A 15,839-nucleotide genomic window follows, 5' to 3' on the forward strand; every position below is an offset into this window, starting at 1 on the left:
TACCATCATAAACCTCTGTTTCCAAGTCCGCAACCGTGCTATGAAAGCAAAAGCCTTCGGCACAGAGCCGAAGGCCATATCATAATTCGTTATGAACTGCTGCTTTAAGCAAATACAGGCTCCTTGAACATTTCCAGCTTGGCTTTAGAGTCTCTGCTGACATCCGCATGCAGACTGTTTCCGTGAGAATCCATCGTAACAATTGCCGCAAAGCCGTCAACCTGCAAATGCCACATAGCCTCCGGAATACCGAATTCCATGAAATCAACACCATTCACCCGCTGGATGCATTCCGCATAATACTGCGCTGCACCGCCGATGGCGTTCAGATAGACCGCGCCATGCTCCTGAAGCGCCTGCAAGGTGTTCGCGCCCATTCCGCCCTTGCCGATCACAGCGCGAATGCCGAATTTTTTTAGAATATGCCCCTGGTACGGCTCTTCCCGGCTGCTGGTTGTCGGTCCTGCCGCCTTGACATGCCAGCCCTCATCGTCCTTCAGCATAACGGGACCACAGTGATAAATAACCGCTCCGTTCAGGTCAAGCGGCGCATCATGATCCATCAAGTGCTTATGAAGCGCGTCTCGTCCGGTGTGCATTTCACCGCGGATGATGACGACATCACCCACACGCAGGCTGCGAACCTGCTCCTCGCTGATCGGCGTCTGGAGCACAACCTCCCGGCCTTTTTCCGGCGCTTCCGCCGGCGCTGCAGGAGCTGCCTCAGTCTCTGCGTTCATCGCCACATGGCTGCCGGACTCATACAGCCAGCTGCGAATGTCACCGGTGACCGGATCAATCAGCGCGCCCTGCCGGCGGAACGCCCAGCAGTTGTAAGCAACCGAAACGAAAAAGCTCGCCGGCAAACGGTTCATCGCCCCGATCTTGCAGCCGAGAAGTGTTACCTCACCGCCGAAGCCCATCGTGCCGATGCCTAGCTGATTCGCCGTTTCCATCACATACTCCTCCAGCTTCTGCAGGTCCGGATGAGGATTGATATCCTCTGCATGACGGAACAGCTGCTGCTTCGCCAGCTCGTAGCCCGTCGTGCGGTCGCCGCCGATGCCAACGCCGATAAACCCAGCGCTGCAGCCTTGTCCCTGTGCCTGATATACCGCATGCAGTATGCATTTACGGATTCCGTCCAGATCCCGTCCTGCTTTGCCAAGTCCCTCCAGCTCTGCGGGCAGGCTGTACTGAATGTTCTTGTTCTCGCAGCCGCCGCCCTTCAGAATGAGGCGAAGGTCAATATCGTCCTCCTCCCATTGCTCAAAATGGATGACCGGGGTTCCCGGGCCCAGATTATCCCCGCTGTTGCTGCCTGTCAGCGAATCCACAGAGTTCGGACGCAGCTTTCCATCCCGGGTTGCGCGGATGACGGCCTGATAGATGCTCTTCTTCATCTCAATCTGATTGGCGCCTACTGGCGTATGTACAACGAAGGTCGGCATGCCGGTATCCTGGCAGATCGGCGATACCTCCTGCTCCGCCATTTCGATATTCTGTGCAATGGTGGACAGCGCCAGCCCTGCACGCGTCGCTGCATCCTCTGCAGCCCGGCCGCGGTTAACTGCCCGCCTCACATCTGCCGGTAAATTCGTAGAGGTTTCAACGATTAAACGGTAAACACTTTCTTCAAACTGCTTCATTCTCCCATTCTCCTCTTCATCACAATGTGGCAGCAATCCTTGAAGCCGCCATTTCTATTAGAGCACCTGCACATAGCTTCTATTATAGCAAAAAGAGGGTTGTAAGGGTTTACTTAATTTTGAGGTCATCTGGTGCTTTTACCAAGCAAAAAGCGCTTTGGACGCAGCAGGCTGCTTCCAAAGCGCTAAGATTTATCCCATGCTTTCTTACCCGTTGATGACTTCGCCGCCGTTGATATGGATCATTTGACCGCTGACATAAGAAGAGTCCGAGCAGGCCAGATATACATACGCCGGTGCCAGCTCTTCCGGCTGACCAGGACGCTTCATCGGCTGAGTTGCTCCAAACTGTGCCACCTGATCCTCCGGGAAGGTCGATGGAATGAGCGGTGTCCAGATCGGACCCGGCGCTACCCCGTTGACCCGGATGCCTTGCTCTGCCAGGTTCATCGAAAGTGAGCGGGTAAAGGCTACGATCGCCCCCTTGGTGGAGGAATAATCCAATAGCTGCGGGCTGCCCCGGTAAGCCGTAATGGATGCGGTATTAATAATCGCACTGCCCTTGCCCAAATGCGGCATCGCCGCCTGAGTCATGTAGAACATACCGAATATGTTCGTACGGAACGTTTTTTCCAGCTGCTCTCTGGAAATGTCCTCGATCTTCTTCTGCGGGTGCTGCTCGGCAGCATTGTTGACCAGAACATCCAGCCCGCCCAGCTCACTTACCGTCTGCCCCACAGCATCACGGCAAAATGCATCATCGCCTACATCTCCGGCGATCAGCAGACATTTGCGGCCTTCCTGCTCAACCTGACGCTTTGTTTCTTCCGCGTCACTGTGCTCACTCAAATAGACGATGGCCACATCTGCGCCTTCTTTGGCATAAGCTACGGCCACCGCACGGCCAATCCCGCTGTCACCGCCCGTAATCAAAGCGACCTTGCCCTTCAGCTTGTCCGCGGCTTTATAATCACTTGCTTCATATTCCGGAAGAGGGTTCATTTCGGATTCTTTACCCGGGCGATGATCCTGATGCTGCGGGGGTAAAGTTTGTTTTTGCTGCTGATCCTGTGACATTGTACATTCTCCTCTCAGGTAATGGTTTGCATTTTATGGTCACCATGCTGTGTTCCCTTGTAGGATGTCTAGGGGCGGAGCATCTTACTCTCCTCGTCTCCCGGTCATACATTACCACGCTCCCGGTGAAATCAAACCGCTGGCCGGAATTTTCTAAGGATACTTCAACACAAAAAAACTGTTCCTGTCACCAAATCGGCGGTGACAGGAACAGTCTCCATGTACATTACTTGTAAATCGGGTAAACCATGAAATAAATCATAACAAGTAGCAGAAGAGCAAGAATCAGGCTGAACGTGCGGAGCTTGGCAATGTCCGCGGTCACATCCCGCTTCTCACGGATTCCAGCCAGCGCGCCCTTCAGCGGCTTGCTCATGATGCCTGCGATTGCAAACATGGCCAGCAGAATGATGGTGACGATAATCATCCAGATGACGGCATATTCGCCTTGAGACATCATATACCCGCCCGTAATCAGCTGGATGACCAGACCATACTGAGCCAGCCGGTTAGCGACGCGGATTGTGTTTACGGCACCCTCCTGGGCTCCGGCGGACAGCTTCTGCGTGCTTCCCACGATGAACGGAAGGATCAGATAGAAGCCGAGGGCTGCAGTTCCAATGATGTGCAGCAGAAAGAAAATATCGAACATACTTTTGACCTCCAAATGTAGAATGTGTTGAAACGTGTACTGGGGTAAGATATGTACCGAACCTATTATACTTAACATTGCCATGAAAGAAAAGCAATCCCGCTCTCTATATAGAAAGCGGGATTGCTTTGTTCGTTCCGGAGCTCCTGAAATCCTGTCAGTTTGGCTTCAGAATCGAGGTTACACTGCGGACAGAGTCCGCGGACTGATCCAGTGCCGCCTTCTCTTCCGGCGTCAGCTCCAGCTCGAAAATCCGCTCAATGCCGTTACCGCCAAGAATGACAGGAACACCCATAAAGAGATTCTCATAGCCGTATTCTCCCTCCAGCAGCGCAATAACCGGCAGAATCCGCTTCTTGTCTTTAAGAATAGCTTCCGCCATCTGCACCAGTGAAGCGGCCGGCGCATAATAGGCACTGCCGTTTCCAAGCAGATTCACGATCTCGCCGCCGCCCACCCGGGTGCGCTGAACAATCGCTTCAATCCGCTCCGGAGAAATCAGCGTATCAATCGGAATGCCGCCGACGCTGGAGTAACGAACCAGAGGCACCATATCGTCCCCGTGTCCGCCGAGCACGAAGCCCCGCACATCCTCTACCGATACGTTTAGCTCCTGGGCAATAAAGGTACAGTAACGCGCTGTATCCAGAACACCGGACTGACCAATGACGCGATTCTTGGGAAAACCGAGCGCGTTATAAGCCACATAGGTCATGGCATCCACGGGATTACTCAGGATAATCACCGTAGAATCCGGAGCGTACTGCTTCACATTCTCACACACCGCGCTCACAATGCCGGCATTGATGTTCACCAGATCGTCCCGGCTCATCCCCGGCTTGCGGGCTACGCCCGCTGTAATGATGACAATGTCGGAGCCCGCAGCATCCTCATAGCTGGAAGTCCCTGTCATCCGGCTGTCAAAGCCCTGTACAGGGCTGGCTTCCAGAATATCCAGAGCCTTGCCCTTAGTAGGGTTCTCCAATTGTGGAATATCGAGCAGAACAACATCACCAAGTTCTTTTTGTCCCAGCATTAAAGCTGTTGTAGCACCGGTAAAGCCGGCGCCAATCACCGTGATTTTCTTACGCGTCATTGCCACAAGCGGGTCCCCCTTGCAAGGATAAGATGGTAGACATCAATTACATGTGATTGATGATTTCGTCCGCAAACTGGGAGCATTTCACTTCGGTAGCGCCATCCATCAGGCGAGCGAAGTCATAGGTTACAGTTTTATTGTTGATGGCACTTTCCATGCCTTTGTAGATCAGGTCTGCTGCTTCATTCCAGCCCAGGTGCTCCAGAAGCATTACGCCGGACAGGATGACAGAACCCGGATTTACAACGTCTTTGTCAGCATATTTAGGTGCAGTACCGTGTGTTGCTTCGAAAATAGCATGTCCTGTTACATAGTTAATGTTCGCACCCGGAGCAATACCAATACCACCTACCTGAGCTGCAAGAGCATCAGACAGATAGTCACCGTTCAGGTTCAGGGTTGCAATGACGTCAAAGTCGGTCGGACGAGTCAGAACCTGCTGCAGCGCGATGTCAGCGATGGCATCCTTCACGATGATCTTGCCAGCTTCTTCAGCCGCTTTCTGGGCAGCGTTCGCTGCGTCAGTGCCGTCCTTCTCCTTGATGACGTCGTATTGAGCCCAAGTGAACACCTTGTCGCCAAACTCCGCCTCAGCGACCTCGTAGCCCCAGTTCTTGAACGCGCCTTCGGTGAACTTCATGATGTTGCCCTTGTGAACCAGAGTTACGCTCTTACGGCCATGCTGGATCGCATATTCAACCGCTGCACGAACGAGACGCTTGGAGCCCTCGGAGGATACCGGCTTGATTCCGATTCCGGACGTTTCAGGGAAACGGATCTTGTTAACACCCATTTCTTCCTGGAAGAATTTAATGACCTTCTTCACTTCCTCGGAGCCTTCCTTGTACTCGATCCCTGCATAAATATCTTCCGTGTTCTCGCGGAAGATTACCATGTCTACCAGTTCAGGACGCTTGACCGGAGAAGGCACGCCATCGAAGTAACGAACAGGACGCAGGCAAGTGTACAGGTCAAGCTCTTGGCGCAGTGCAACGTTCAGGGAACGAATGCCGCCGCCGATTGGCGTCGTCAAAGGTCCCTTGATCGCTACGATATATTCGCGGATTGCTTCGAGCGTATCGTTCGGAAGCCATTCGCCGTATGTATTGAATGCTTTCTCACCGGCGAATACTTCATACCACGCAATGCTTTTGGAGCCGTTATAGGCTTTCTCTACAGCTGCATCCAGAACGCGCTTGGAAGCTTTCCAGATGTCACGGCCCGTGCCGTCGCCTTCGATGAAAGGAATAACAGGCTGATTTGGCACCTGAAGCTTGCCGTTATCAATCGTGATTTTTTCGCCTTCTGTTGGCATTGCAAATTTCTCGAGTTTCATAAGATTGGTTTCCTCCTTGAGTTAAATTACAGATTGATTGCTTGAGCCAAGAACGCCGCAAAGGGCACAAAGAATGCCGCATTGCACCGGCAGCCCGGCCAAAGCGTTTCCTCTGCCCTTATTGTACAGCATTCAGCTGAAATTAGCGAAGAGAGAGCGGAACATACTTCTGATCCGTCAGGCCGGTGTATTCTGCCCGCGGACGAATGATCCGGTTGCCGTCATACTGCTCCAGAATATGTGCTGTCCAGCCGGATACGCGGCTGATGGCGAAGATCGGTGTAAACAGCTCATGCTCAATGCCCAGCTGGGTGTATACCGATGCCGAGTAGAAATCAACGTTTGGCTTCAAGCCCTTTTGTCCAGTAACAGTGTCTTCCACCAATACCGAAATATCATACAAGGATGTATCGCCCTTCATATCGCCAAGCTCCTTGGACATCTTCTGAAGATGCTTCGCGCGCGGATCGCCATTCTTGTATACACGGTGGCCAAAGCCCATAATCTTATCTTTATTCTGAAGCTTCTGCTGAATGTAACCCTCAGCCTGATCGATCGTACCGATCTCATTGAGCATCTTCATTACAGCTTCATTAGCTCCGCCGTGCAATGGTCCCTTCAGGGCACCAATCGCCGAAGTTACGCCGGAATAAATGTCCGAAAGCGTCGCTACGGTGACGCGGGAAGCGAAGGTCGAAGCGTTAAGCTCATGGTCTGCGTGCAGCACGAGCGCTTGGTCAAGCGCCTTGATGGAGGTTTCCTCCGGCTGCTCTCCTCTGAGCATATACAGGAAATTCTCCGCAACAGAAACTCCAGCTTTCGGAGCAACCGGCTCCTTGCCCTGGCGGATTCTAGCAATCGCTGCGACAATCGTCGGCAGCTGCGCCTGCAGCTTAACCGCTTTCTTCTCGTTCGCTTCCTGGCTCATGTCCTCTGCATCTGCATCATATAATGCCAGCGAGGATACTGCGGAGCGAAGAGCTGCCATCGTATTCGTATCTTTGGGATAAAGCTTGATCTGCTCAATCAGGGCATCCGGAATCGCCGCATAATCGCTGAGATCCTTCTGCAGCTTCTGCAGCTCCTGCTCGTTAGGAAGCTTCCCAAACCAGAGTAAATAAGCTACTTCCTCAAAACTCGCATGCTCTGCAAGATCATCAATATTGTATCCACGGTACGTTAATACACCGTCGACAATGGAGCTGATCGAAGAAGTTGTAGCTACAATGCCTTCCAATCCTTTGGTAGCTGTCATGCGTCATCTCTCCTTTTTAATCGGGCTATCCCGATACTGGACTGCTGTGAAAACTCTTTCATGATCCTGGATGAAGACACCAACCATACGGTTGTGTGACGTAAAATATTGCAAACTCTCTTTTATCATACCGGATAACGTCCAATAAGTGAACACACCGCGCCATATCATAGCATCAAAATGTTTTATCACGACCATAACAATTTTTTGGGGGTCTTGGCTCTCTTTGCGCTAAATACAGAAGAAGGACCTTGATCTCTCAAGGTCCTGAGGAGGCTTACCCAAAGCGTCCGGATATGTAATCCTGCGTCAGCTTGTGATGCGGATTTGTGAAAATCTTGTCGGTCTTGCCCTGCTCGATGAGCTTGCCCAGGTAGAAATAAGCGGTGTAATCCGACACCCGTGCCGCCTGCTGCATATTATGGGTCACAATTACGATTCGGAGCTCTTGCTTGAGGGAAGCAATAAGCTCCTCAATCTTCCCGGTAGAAACCGGATCCAGCGCAGAGGCCGGCTCATCCAGAAGAACAATTTGCGGCTGAACGGAGAGTGCTCTTGCAATGCAGAGACGCTGCTGCTGTCCTCCGGAGAGAGACAGGGCGGACTCCTGCAGCCGATCCTTTACCTCGTCCCACAGCGCCGCCTTTCTCAGACTGGCTTCAACAATCTCATCCAGCTGCTTTTTTTTCCTGATGCCTCTGTACTTTGGACCAAAGGCAATATTGTTATAAACCGACTTATAGAACGGATTCGGCTTCTGCCACACCATTCCGATCTGCTGCCGCAGCTTGATCACATCTGTGTCCGGATGATTCAAGTCACTTCCATTCATCCAGATATGCCCCGTTGTCCGTGCCTGGGCTATGGCATCGTTCATCCGGTTCAGGGAGCGCAGAAAGGTCGATTTCCCACAGCCGGAGGGTCCAATCAGTGCGGTGACGCTCTTCTCGGGAAACTGCAGGCTGATTTCTTTCACCGCTTGAAACGACCCATAGAACACACTTAAGCCTTCGGTTCCAAATGCTAGTGACATGTCCACTCACCCTTTCTAGTCCATGCGCTTCGCTGCTGTGAATTTACGGTAAGCGGCCCTGCCCAGCCACCGCGCCGCCAGATTAAAGCCCAGGATCAGAATGACAAGCACCGCCGATGCACCTGCAGCAATTTCCTTCGCGTCAGGCGCGAGCCCTTCGCTATTGACCTTCCAGATATGGACAGCCAGCGTCTCGGCTGGCCGCAGCGGATTGATCGGCGATCTGGCACTCAGCGGATTCCAGTCCGTGAAGTCCAGCGGCGGACTGCTCATGCCTGCCGTGAACATGAGGGCAGCGGCTTCACCGAAGATGCGCCCGGAGGCGAGAATGGTGCCTGTAATCAAGCTTGGCAGCGCCACGGGAAGCAGAATAGACGTAATGATTTTCCATTTGGATAAACCGAGGGCATATCCCGCCTCCTTCTGTTCCTTGGGTACGGCGCGGAACGCCTGCTCCGTGGTCCGTACCATCAACGGCAGGTTGAATACCGCAAGCGCCATCGAGCCTGCCAGCAGGGAGAAGCCCAGGCCTAACGTATTGACAAGCACCAGCAGACCGAATAACCCGATGACGATCGACGGGAAGGAGGACAGCACCTCCACAACGAGACGAATGAGATGAGTCAGCCTTCCCCCTCTTGCGTATTCAGCCATATAAATACCCCCACCCCATCCCAGCGGCACTGTAATGATCAGCGTCAGGATCAGGAGAAAGACCGAATTAAACAGCTGCGGCCCGATTCCCCCGCCGCCCCGTATCATCTGTGGTGTGCTCGTCAGGAAATGCCAATTGATATGGCCAAGCCCTCGAACAAGGATATATCCCAGCAGGCCGACCAGCAGGGCTACAATCAGCATCGCGAAGAAGCAGATTACGACGGTCGCAATCCTATCCGCTCTTTTGGCTCTTTTAATCATATCCGGTTTCTCCTTTCCAGCAGTCTCACCAGAATGACAAACACAAACGTCATCGCGAGAAGAACCAGCGCCATACTCCATAAGGCGTTATTGTGCACCGACCCCATAGCTGTGTTCCCCATGCTCAAGGTAATGGTACTGGTGAGGGTGGCCGCTGATTCAGTCAGAGAGCTCGGAATATGCGGAGCATTACCAATGACCATCTGGACAGCCAGCGCCTCTCCGAATGCACGGGCCATCCCCAGCACAATGCCTGTCAGCAGGGCCGGGAGAACTGTAGGAATCACCACGCGGTAAATCGTTTGCCACCGGGTTGCCCCCAGCGCCAAGGAGGACTCGCGAAGCCCGCCCCGCAGGGATGCCAGCGCATCCGCCATAATGCTCGTAATCGTCGGCAGAATCATGACCGAGAGCACCAGACAGCCTGCAAGAATGCCAAAGCCTTGTCCGCCGATATAGTCCCGAATGAAAGGGACGATCACTGTCAGACCGATGAACCCGTACACGACGGAAGGAATACCCGAGAGAAGCTCCACCGCCGGCTGTAAGATTCTTTTGCCGCGCCCAGGCAGTATTTCTGTCATAAACAAAGCCGCGCACAGGCTGAGCGGTCCGGCAATGAGTGCAGCCAGCAGTGTCACAGCAAAGGAACCTGTAATAAAGGGCAGCGCACCGAAGGACTCATCCGGGCTCCATCTGGTGCCGGTAAAAAATTCTCTCAGCCTGACACCATTCTCCAAGAATGTAGCCAAGCCTTTTGAAGATACAAAAAACACGATCGAAACGATAACGACAAGCAGCACAACAACACAGATGGAGGTATAGATACGTCCGATCCAGTCCTCCCAGTAGTGCTTTTCTCTGCGTTTTCTGTTCTTGACGCCTTGATTCAAGGCTGCATCCTTACCCATCTGTCCCATGGCTGACCTTCTTTCTAGCTGGAAAATAGAGACGGGGGATTCGCCTCTATTCCATGATCATTCTCTTTTCTATCGCAACTCTAATTCTTGGACACGTTGCCTGCGGCATCCCGGGTTACCTGCATACCGGAAACCGGAATGTAGCCCAGCTCCACGACATCCCCTTCCTGAACCTCAGGAGACACCATATAGTCCAGAAATGCTTGGACAGCCTCGCTCGGCTCTCCCTTGGTATACATGTGCTGATACGCCCATACCGGATAGCTGCCGTTCTGCACATTTTCCACAGTCGCTTGAACACCGTCATAGTTCACCGGCTTGATGCTGTCATCTCCAAGGTAAGACAGGGCAAGGTAACCAATCGCGCCCGGTGTTTCAGCAACAAGCTTCTTGACCGTACCGCTTGAATCTTCTTGAATTGAGCCTTGCAGATCAGGCAGCTTGGATTGTCCCAAGGCGAAGGTCTCGAACGTAGCACGGGTACCGGAGCTTGCCGGACGGTTTACAATGACAATTTCCTGATCCTCGCCACCAAGCTCCTTCCAGTTCTTCACCGCACCCGTAAAAATATCAACCATCTGCTCCTTTGACAGATCGTCTATCGTGACAGCCGGGTTCACGACGGCCGTGATCGCCACGACGGCCACCTGATGGTCAACAAGCTCTGCCGCTTGAGCAGCCTCCAGCTTCTCTTCACCGAAGACGTCAGAGTTTCCGATGTCTGCTTGACCCTCAGACACTTGAGTAAGCCCTGTTCCGCTGCCTCCGCCTTGAACCTGAACCGTAAGCTCTTGATATGGAGCCTGCGTCATAAATGTCTGCCCTGCTTGATCCACCAGCGGCTGCATAGCGGTAGAGCCAACAGCGAGAATAGAGCCGCTCAGCTTACGCTCTCCCGCTTCACTTCCCGCTCCTCCCGGATCGTTGGCAGCCTCATCGCTGCCTCCGCATGCGGCGAGACTGAGCAGAAGAGACCCTAGCATCAGGGTCCATGGCAGTTTCTTTTTCATGTGAATGTATCCTTCCTGTTGTGGAGTCATGATCTGACTATAGTGTTAACCATCCACATTTCTTCATACCAATCTGCAGCTTTCTTTTTCTTTTCAAAAACCTGAAAAACACAAAAAAGCCGGCCCTGATGGACCGGCTGTCACAAGTAAACCTAACGCTTAAAGATTGTAATTTTACCGTTCTTGATATTTCGTTTCATCCACTTGATCAGCAAGAATCGATATAATGGCCTTGTCAGCGGGAAGAGCATGGTAAAGCCAATGAGATCCGTCACAAAGCCCGGGATGATCAAAAGAATGCCGCCGATAAAAATGCACAGTCCCACCGCCATCGATTCTCCCGGCATCATGCCAGCATTCGCCTTCAGCTTGGCATCTTCCATCGCCTTTCGTCCCTCAAAACGCATCATGGCTACCCCGATGGCCGAGGTCAGCAGTGTCAGCAGGAAGGTATTCATGCCTCCAACCTGATCCGCAACGTATGAAAAGCCGAATATTTCAATAGCAGGCATAAAGATAATCGCTGCCAGTATCCATTTCCACATAGCCAAGCTCCTTTCCCTCAATCCAGAGAGTTCCTTAATGCAGCATACAGCTCCGGCAGAGATTTATCCAATCGGGCTGGCTTCCACTCCCGGTTCACCCAGACGTGCCGGGTCGAGCCGGTTACGAGCAATTCCCCGGGAAGCTCCTCTCCGTCTTTCCATTGTACCTCTTTTGAAGGTGCCGGGTCCAATTTACGCATTCTTCGGACCTCATAGCGGTATTGAATACGAAGTGGAGAGAAGGCGGTTATAGAAGTAAATACTACGATTTCATCATCATACCTCGCCGGCTGCTTGTACTGAATGTCCAGATCCACCACCGGCAGAAGCAGTCCGGCCGCTTCGATTTCGGAATAAGAATAGCCCATCGCCCGGATCATCTCGGTACGGCCAATCTCCATCCATTGCAAATAATTAGCGTGGTAGACCACCCCCATCTGATCCGTTTCCTGATACCGCACCCGCAGGGCTGCCGTGAACCAGCGTATGGGCCCTTCCTCATTCACCTTTGCCATTCAAAAAGCCTCCCTCTATGAAGGAAGAAGCAATGGTCGATTAGCTCGCCCATTGCTTCTTCGTCATGGATATATCGTTATAGCCTGGATCGTCTTATTGCTGTGCCGGAATCTGACTCACCTTCACCAGGTTCGTGGAGCCGGATTTACCCAGCGGAATACCCGCTGTGATCACAACGAGATCATCTTCTTTGACCAGACCGGATTTGACGCCGCCTTGCAGCGCGTAATCAAACATTTCGTCTGTCGAGGTCGCAGTTTCGCCCTTCACCGGGAATACGCCCCATGTCAATGCCAGGCGTCTCAGTGTCCGCTCCTCTGGAGTAACCGCAATGATCGGGGACTTCGGACGGTACTTGGATACCATACGAGCTGTGGTTCCCGATTGAGTCGAAGAAATAATCGCTTTCGCGTTCAGATCCAGTGCAGAGATTGCGACGGATTGGCTGATCGCTTCCGTTACTGTTGTTTCCTGCGCGATGCGCTGCTTCAGGAACAGATCCCGGTGGTTCAGTGCAGACTCTGCCTTTTCCGCAATGCGGGACATGGTCAGCACAGATTCGACCGGATACTTGCCGGCAGCCGTTTCGCCGGAGAGCATGATAGCATCTGTTCCGTCAAAAATAGCATTCGCCACGTCACTCGCTTCAGCGCGGGTCGGACGCGGGTTACGCTGCATGGAATCGAGCATTTGTGTCGCTGTAATGACCGGCTTGCCGGCAATATTACACTTCTCGATCATACGCTTCTGTACAAGAGGAACCTCTTCAGCAGGGATTTCGACGCCGAGGTCACCACGCGCAACCATCAAGCCGTCGGACACCTCAAGAATTTCATCCAGGTTGTCCACACCCTGCTGGTTCTCAATCTTGGAAATAATCTGAATATGCTCAGCGTTATGACGCTTCAGCAGTTCACGGATTTCGAGAACATCACTAGCTTTACGAACGAAGGATGCAGCAATAAAATCGATGCCCTGCTCGATTCCGAATACGATGTCACTGGCGTCCTTCTCGGTAATGCCCGGCAGGGAAATTGAAACGCCCGGTACATTCACGCCCTTCTTGCTCTTGATCGTTCCGCCGTTGACGATGCGGCATCTGATTTCAGTGCCCTGCACCTCAACCACTGTCAAGCCGATCAATCCATCATCGATCAAAATGGTTGACCCCGGCTGTACGTCCTCCGGAAGGTTCTTGTAGGTTACTGTCAAACGGTTCTTGTCGCCGAGAATTTCATCGGTAGTCAAGGTAACATACTCGTCCTGAACCAATTCAATCGGCTCTACTTCCAGCTTGCCGGTACGGATCTCAGGGCCTTTCGTGTCGAGCAGGATCGCTACGGTCTTGTTCAGCTCCTCGCAGGCTTGGCGGATGTTCTTGATTCTGCCGCCATGCTCGTCGAAATCACCATGAGAGAAGTTCAGGCGGGCTACATTCATTCCAGCCATAATCAGCTTCTTGGTGTTTTCGAGCGATTCGCTGGAAGGACCGATCGTACATACAATTTTTGTTTTGCGCATTTAGGTTTCCTCCGTTTTTCAAGGGTTCTCTATATTCTCTATATCTCTTCCAACAATTAAATTTACTACAGTTTATGACGTTTGTATAGAAATTTTGTCACATCCTGTCACGCTGTCGGATTCGCCTCTGGCTCCGGACTTGGTGAAGGTGCAAAATCAAAGCTTCCGATCTTTCTGAACTTCTGGTAACGGTCCTCCACAAGCTCGCACGCATCCATTTCGGAAAGCTCCTTCAGATGCCGCAGCAGCGCTGCCTTAATGTAATCTGCGCTTTCCTCATAGCCCTTATGGGCTCCGCCCATAGGCTCTGGAACGATCTCTTCGATAACCTCCATCTCCAGAAGGTCCTGTGCGGTAATCTTCATCGCTTCTGCCGCCTGGTCCGCCTTAGAGGCATCCTTCCACAGAATGGAAGCAGCTCCGTTCGGGGAAATAACCGAGTAGATGGCATTCTCCAGCATCAGGATCCGGTTGCCCACAGCCATCGCAAGAGCACCGCCGCTTCCTCCCTCGCCGATGACTACACATACTACCGGAACCCCTAATGAGGACATTTCCCGCAGATTGCGGGCAATCGCCTCAGACTGGCCTCTTTCTTCCGCGGTATTCCCCGGGTATGCACCCTTCGTATCAATAAAAGTGATGATCGGACGCTTGAATTTCTCCGCCTGCTGCATAAGACGCAGCGCCTTGCGGAAGCCTTCCGGGTGGGCGCTTCCGAAGAAACGGGCGATGTTATCCTTCGTATCCTTACCGCGCTGCTGGCCAATAACCGTCACCGGAACGCCATTCAGCTTCGCCAGACCTCCGACGACAGCAAGATCATCTCCATATAGCCTGTCCCCATGCAGCTCGATAAAATCCGTAAAAATAAGCTGGATTAAATCCAGCGATGTCGGACGCTGCTGGTGCCTGGCCAGATGCATTTTCTGGGAAGGGGAAATGGAGGAGTAAATCTCCTCCTCCAGCTGTTTATATCGTTCTTCCAGACGGGCAATTTCATCCGTGAAATCGATGCCCTTCTCCTGTCCAAACTGTCTCAATTCCTCAATCTTCTTGCGCATCTCCGCAAGAGGCTTTTCGAAAGGTAATTCGCCTGACATTAAAATTCCCCTTTCACAGCATGCATTTCGAGCAACTTGCCCAGCATGGAGCGCAAATCCTTGCGGTGGACGACCATGTCAAGCTGTCCATGATTCAGGTTGAATTCCGCGGTCTGGAAATCCTCCGGAAGCTTCTGGCGGATGGTCTGCTCAATGACGATTCTTCCGGCGAAGCCGAATACGGCTCCCGGCTCAGCGATGTTAATATCGCCAAGTGTTGCAAAGCTGGCGGATACTCCGCCCGTCGTCGGATCTGTAATAACTGAAATATACAAGCCGCCCTGTTCGCCGAAGCGGGAGAGTGCTGCACTCGTCTTCGCCATCTGCATCAAGCTGAGAATGCTCTCCTGCATCCGTGCGCCGCCGGAGGTCGAGAAAATAATAAGCGGCAGCCCATGCTTTCCGGCATGCTCGATCGCCCGGGTAATCTTCTCGCCTACAACGGAGCCCATACTGCCGGTGAAGAAGTCAAAGCTCATCACAGCAACCACAACGGGCTGTCCGCAAATAAAGCCCTTACCTGTAACAACGGCATCATGAAGACCTGATTTCATCTTCTGCTGCTCCAGCTTGCCGGCGTATCCCGGAAACTGCAGCGGATCTACCGAAATCATATCCGCATCAAATTCCTCAAAGCTTGTCTCATCGAGCGTGATCCCAATACGTTCCAAGGCATTCAGCCTCATATGGTGCCCGCACTCCGGACATACCTTAAGGTTCTTCTCAAGCTCCTTGCTGTACTGAATCACGCCGCATTTGACGCATTTGTTCATAAGCCCTTCCGGGATTTCGCGCTTCGGGCGTTCTCCCTCTTCTCTCTGCCCGGACTTCACCGCTTGATCAGAGGGAATGGTGGCGTATCTTCTCTTCTTCTGAAACAGATCTTTAAACACAACTACACCTCTCCAGCCGTATATTTGAATGGCCGCAAACTAAGCGATATTCATCATTTGTATCTGGCAAGCTTCGCTATGTAACCCTTGTGCTAGGGGTGCAATATCGAATTCAACACTTCCTGTACCTCGTCCAGCTCCCCCGAAGGTACCCGTATCTCGTATTGTTGCTTTGAAAGATTCACAGGACGGCTTTGAACCAAAAACCCTTCTTCTGTCAGCCTGGTTGTAATCATTTCTGCCACCTTGGAGGTGGGAGCGATATATATTACCGTCCACATGCCTTTCAGATCCCCCTAATTTCATGCTATA

General features: G+C 52.4%; 16 protein-coding genes. All 16 read right to left on the minus strand.

Annotation, left to right across the window (positions count from 1 at the left end; all coding sequences use genetic code 11):
* Positions 1–104 precede the first annotated feature (104 nt).
* Complete coding sequence (locus E6C60_RS14060) at positions 105–1,649, minus strand: fumarate hydratase (RefSeq protein ID WP_138226412.1); 1,545 nt, start codon at positions 1,647–1,649, stop codon at positions 105–107.
* A gap of 207 nt (positions 1,650–1,856) precedes the next feature.
* Positions 1,857–2,726: an SDR family oxidoreductase gene (locus E6C60_RS14065; RefSeq protein ID WP_138226413.1), complete on the minus strand. Its 870-nt coding sequence runs from the start codon at positions 2,724–2,726 to the stop codon at positions 1,857–1,859.
* Between the two features lie 226 nt (positions 2,727–2,952).
* A complete protein-coding gene (locus E6C60_RS14070) occupies positions 2,953–3,378 on the minus strand; it encodes a hypothetical protein (protein ID WP_138226414.1) in 426 nt (141 codons plus the stop codon).
* A 157-nt stretch (positions 3,379–3,535) separates the two neighbouring features.
* Positions 3,536–4,480 (minus strand): malate dehydrogenase, encoded by a 945-nt coding sequence (gene mdh / locus E6C60_RS14075; protein WP_138226415.1) that lies wholly within the window; start codon positions 4,478–4,480, stop codon positions 3,536–3,538.
* 40 nt (positions 4,481–4,520) lie between these two features.
* On the minus strand, positions 4,521–5,813 hold the full coding sequence (icd, locus tag E6C60_RS14080) for an NADP-dependent isocitrate dehydrogenase (RefSeq protein WP_138226416.1): 1,293 nt from the start codon (positions 5,811–5,813) through the stop codon (positions 4,521–4,523).
* 142 nt (positions 5,814–5,955) lie between these two features.
* Positions 5,956–7,068 carry a citrate synthase gene (gene citZ, locus E6C60_RS14085; RefSeq protein ID WP_138226417.1) on the minus strand — a complete coding sequence of 371 codons (1,113 nt, stop codon included), beginning with the start codon at positions 7,066–7,068 and terminating at the stop codon, positions 5,956–5,958.
* A 277-nt stretch (positions 7,069–7,345) separates the two neighbouring features.
* Positions 7,346–8,101 carry a phosphate ABC transporter ATP-binding protein PstB gene (gene pstB / locus E6C60_RS14090; protein WP_138226418.1) on the minus strand — a complete coding sequence of 252 codons (756 nt, stop codon included), beginning with the start codon at positions 8,099–8,101 and terminating at the stop codon, positions 7,346–7,348.
* A gap of 15 nt (positions 8,102–8,116) precedes the next feature.
* A complete protein-coding gene (gene pstA / locus E6C60_RS14095) occupies positions 8,117–9,019 on the minus strand; it encodes a phosphate ABC transporter permease PstA (RefSeq protein ID WP_138226419.1) in 903 nt (300 codons plus the stop codon).
* Complete coding sequence (gene pstC, locus E6C60_RS14100; protein ID WP_138226420.1) at positions 9,016–9,939, minus strand: phosphate ABC transporter permease subunit PstC; 924 nt, start codon at positions 9,937–9,939, stop codon at positions 9,016–9,018. Before pstC ends, pstA begins: the two co-directional genes overlap by 4 nt.
* Positions 9,940–10,019: 80 nt before the next feature.
* Positions 10,020–10,949: a phosphate ABC transporter substrate-binding protein gene (locus tag E6C60_RS14105; protein WP_138226421.1), complete on the minus strand. Its 930-nt coding sequence runs from the start codon at positions 10,947–10,949 to the stop codon at positions 10,020–10,022.
* 152 nt (positions 10,950–11,101) lie between these two features.
* Entirely contained in the window at positions 11,102–11,494 is a 393-nt protein-coding gene (locus tag E6C60_RS14110) for an FxsA family protein (RefSeq protein WP_138226422.1), read from the minus strand.
* 17 nt (positions 11,495–11,511) lie between these two features.
* Positions 11,512–12,009, minus strand: coding sequence for an acyl-CoA thioesterase (locus E6C60_RS14115; protein WP_138226423.1), 498 nt, complete (start codon positions 12,007–12,009; stop codon positions 11,512–11,514).
* A 94-nt stretch (positions 12,010–12,103) separates the two neighbouring features.
* Positions 12,104–13,531, minus strand: a complete 1,428-nt coding sequence (gene pyk / locus E6C60_RS14120) for a pyruvate kinase (RefSeq protein WP_138226424.1) — start codon at positions 13,529–13,531, stop codon at positions 12,104–12,106.
* Positions 13,532–13,638: 107 nt separating this feature from the next.
* The gene (locus tag E6C60_RS14125) at positions 13,639–14,634 is read right to left on the minus strand and encodes an acetyl-CoA carboxylase carboxyltransferase subunit alpha (RefSeq protein ID WP_138226425.1); all 996 of its coding nucleotides are present in this window, start codon (positions 14,632–14,634) and stop codon (positions 13,639–13,641) included.
* Positions 14,634–15,527, minus strand: coding sequence for an acetyl-CoA carboxylase, carboxyltransferase subunit beta (gene accD, locus E6C60_RS14130; RefSeq protein ID WP_138226426.1), 894 nt, complete (start codon positions 15,525–15,527; stop codon positions 14,634–14,636). The genes E6C60_RS14125 and accD overlap by 1 nt, the downstream gene beginning before the upstream one ends.
* A 92-nt stretch (positions 15,528–15,619) precedes the next feature.
* Entirely contained in the window at positions 15,620–15,808 is a 189-nt protein-coding gene (locus E6C60_RS21380) for a glutamate decarboxylase (protein ID WP_138226427.1), read from the minus strand.
* Positions 15,809–15,839: the final 31 nt, after the last annotated feature.

The sequence above is a fragment of the Paenibacillus algicola genome, assembly GCF_005577435.1.
GTDB classification, from domain to species: domain Bacteria; phylum Bacillota; class Bacilli; order Paenibacillales; family Paenibacillaceae; genus Paenibacillus_AQ; species Paenibacillus_AQ algicola.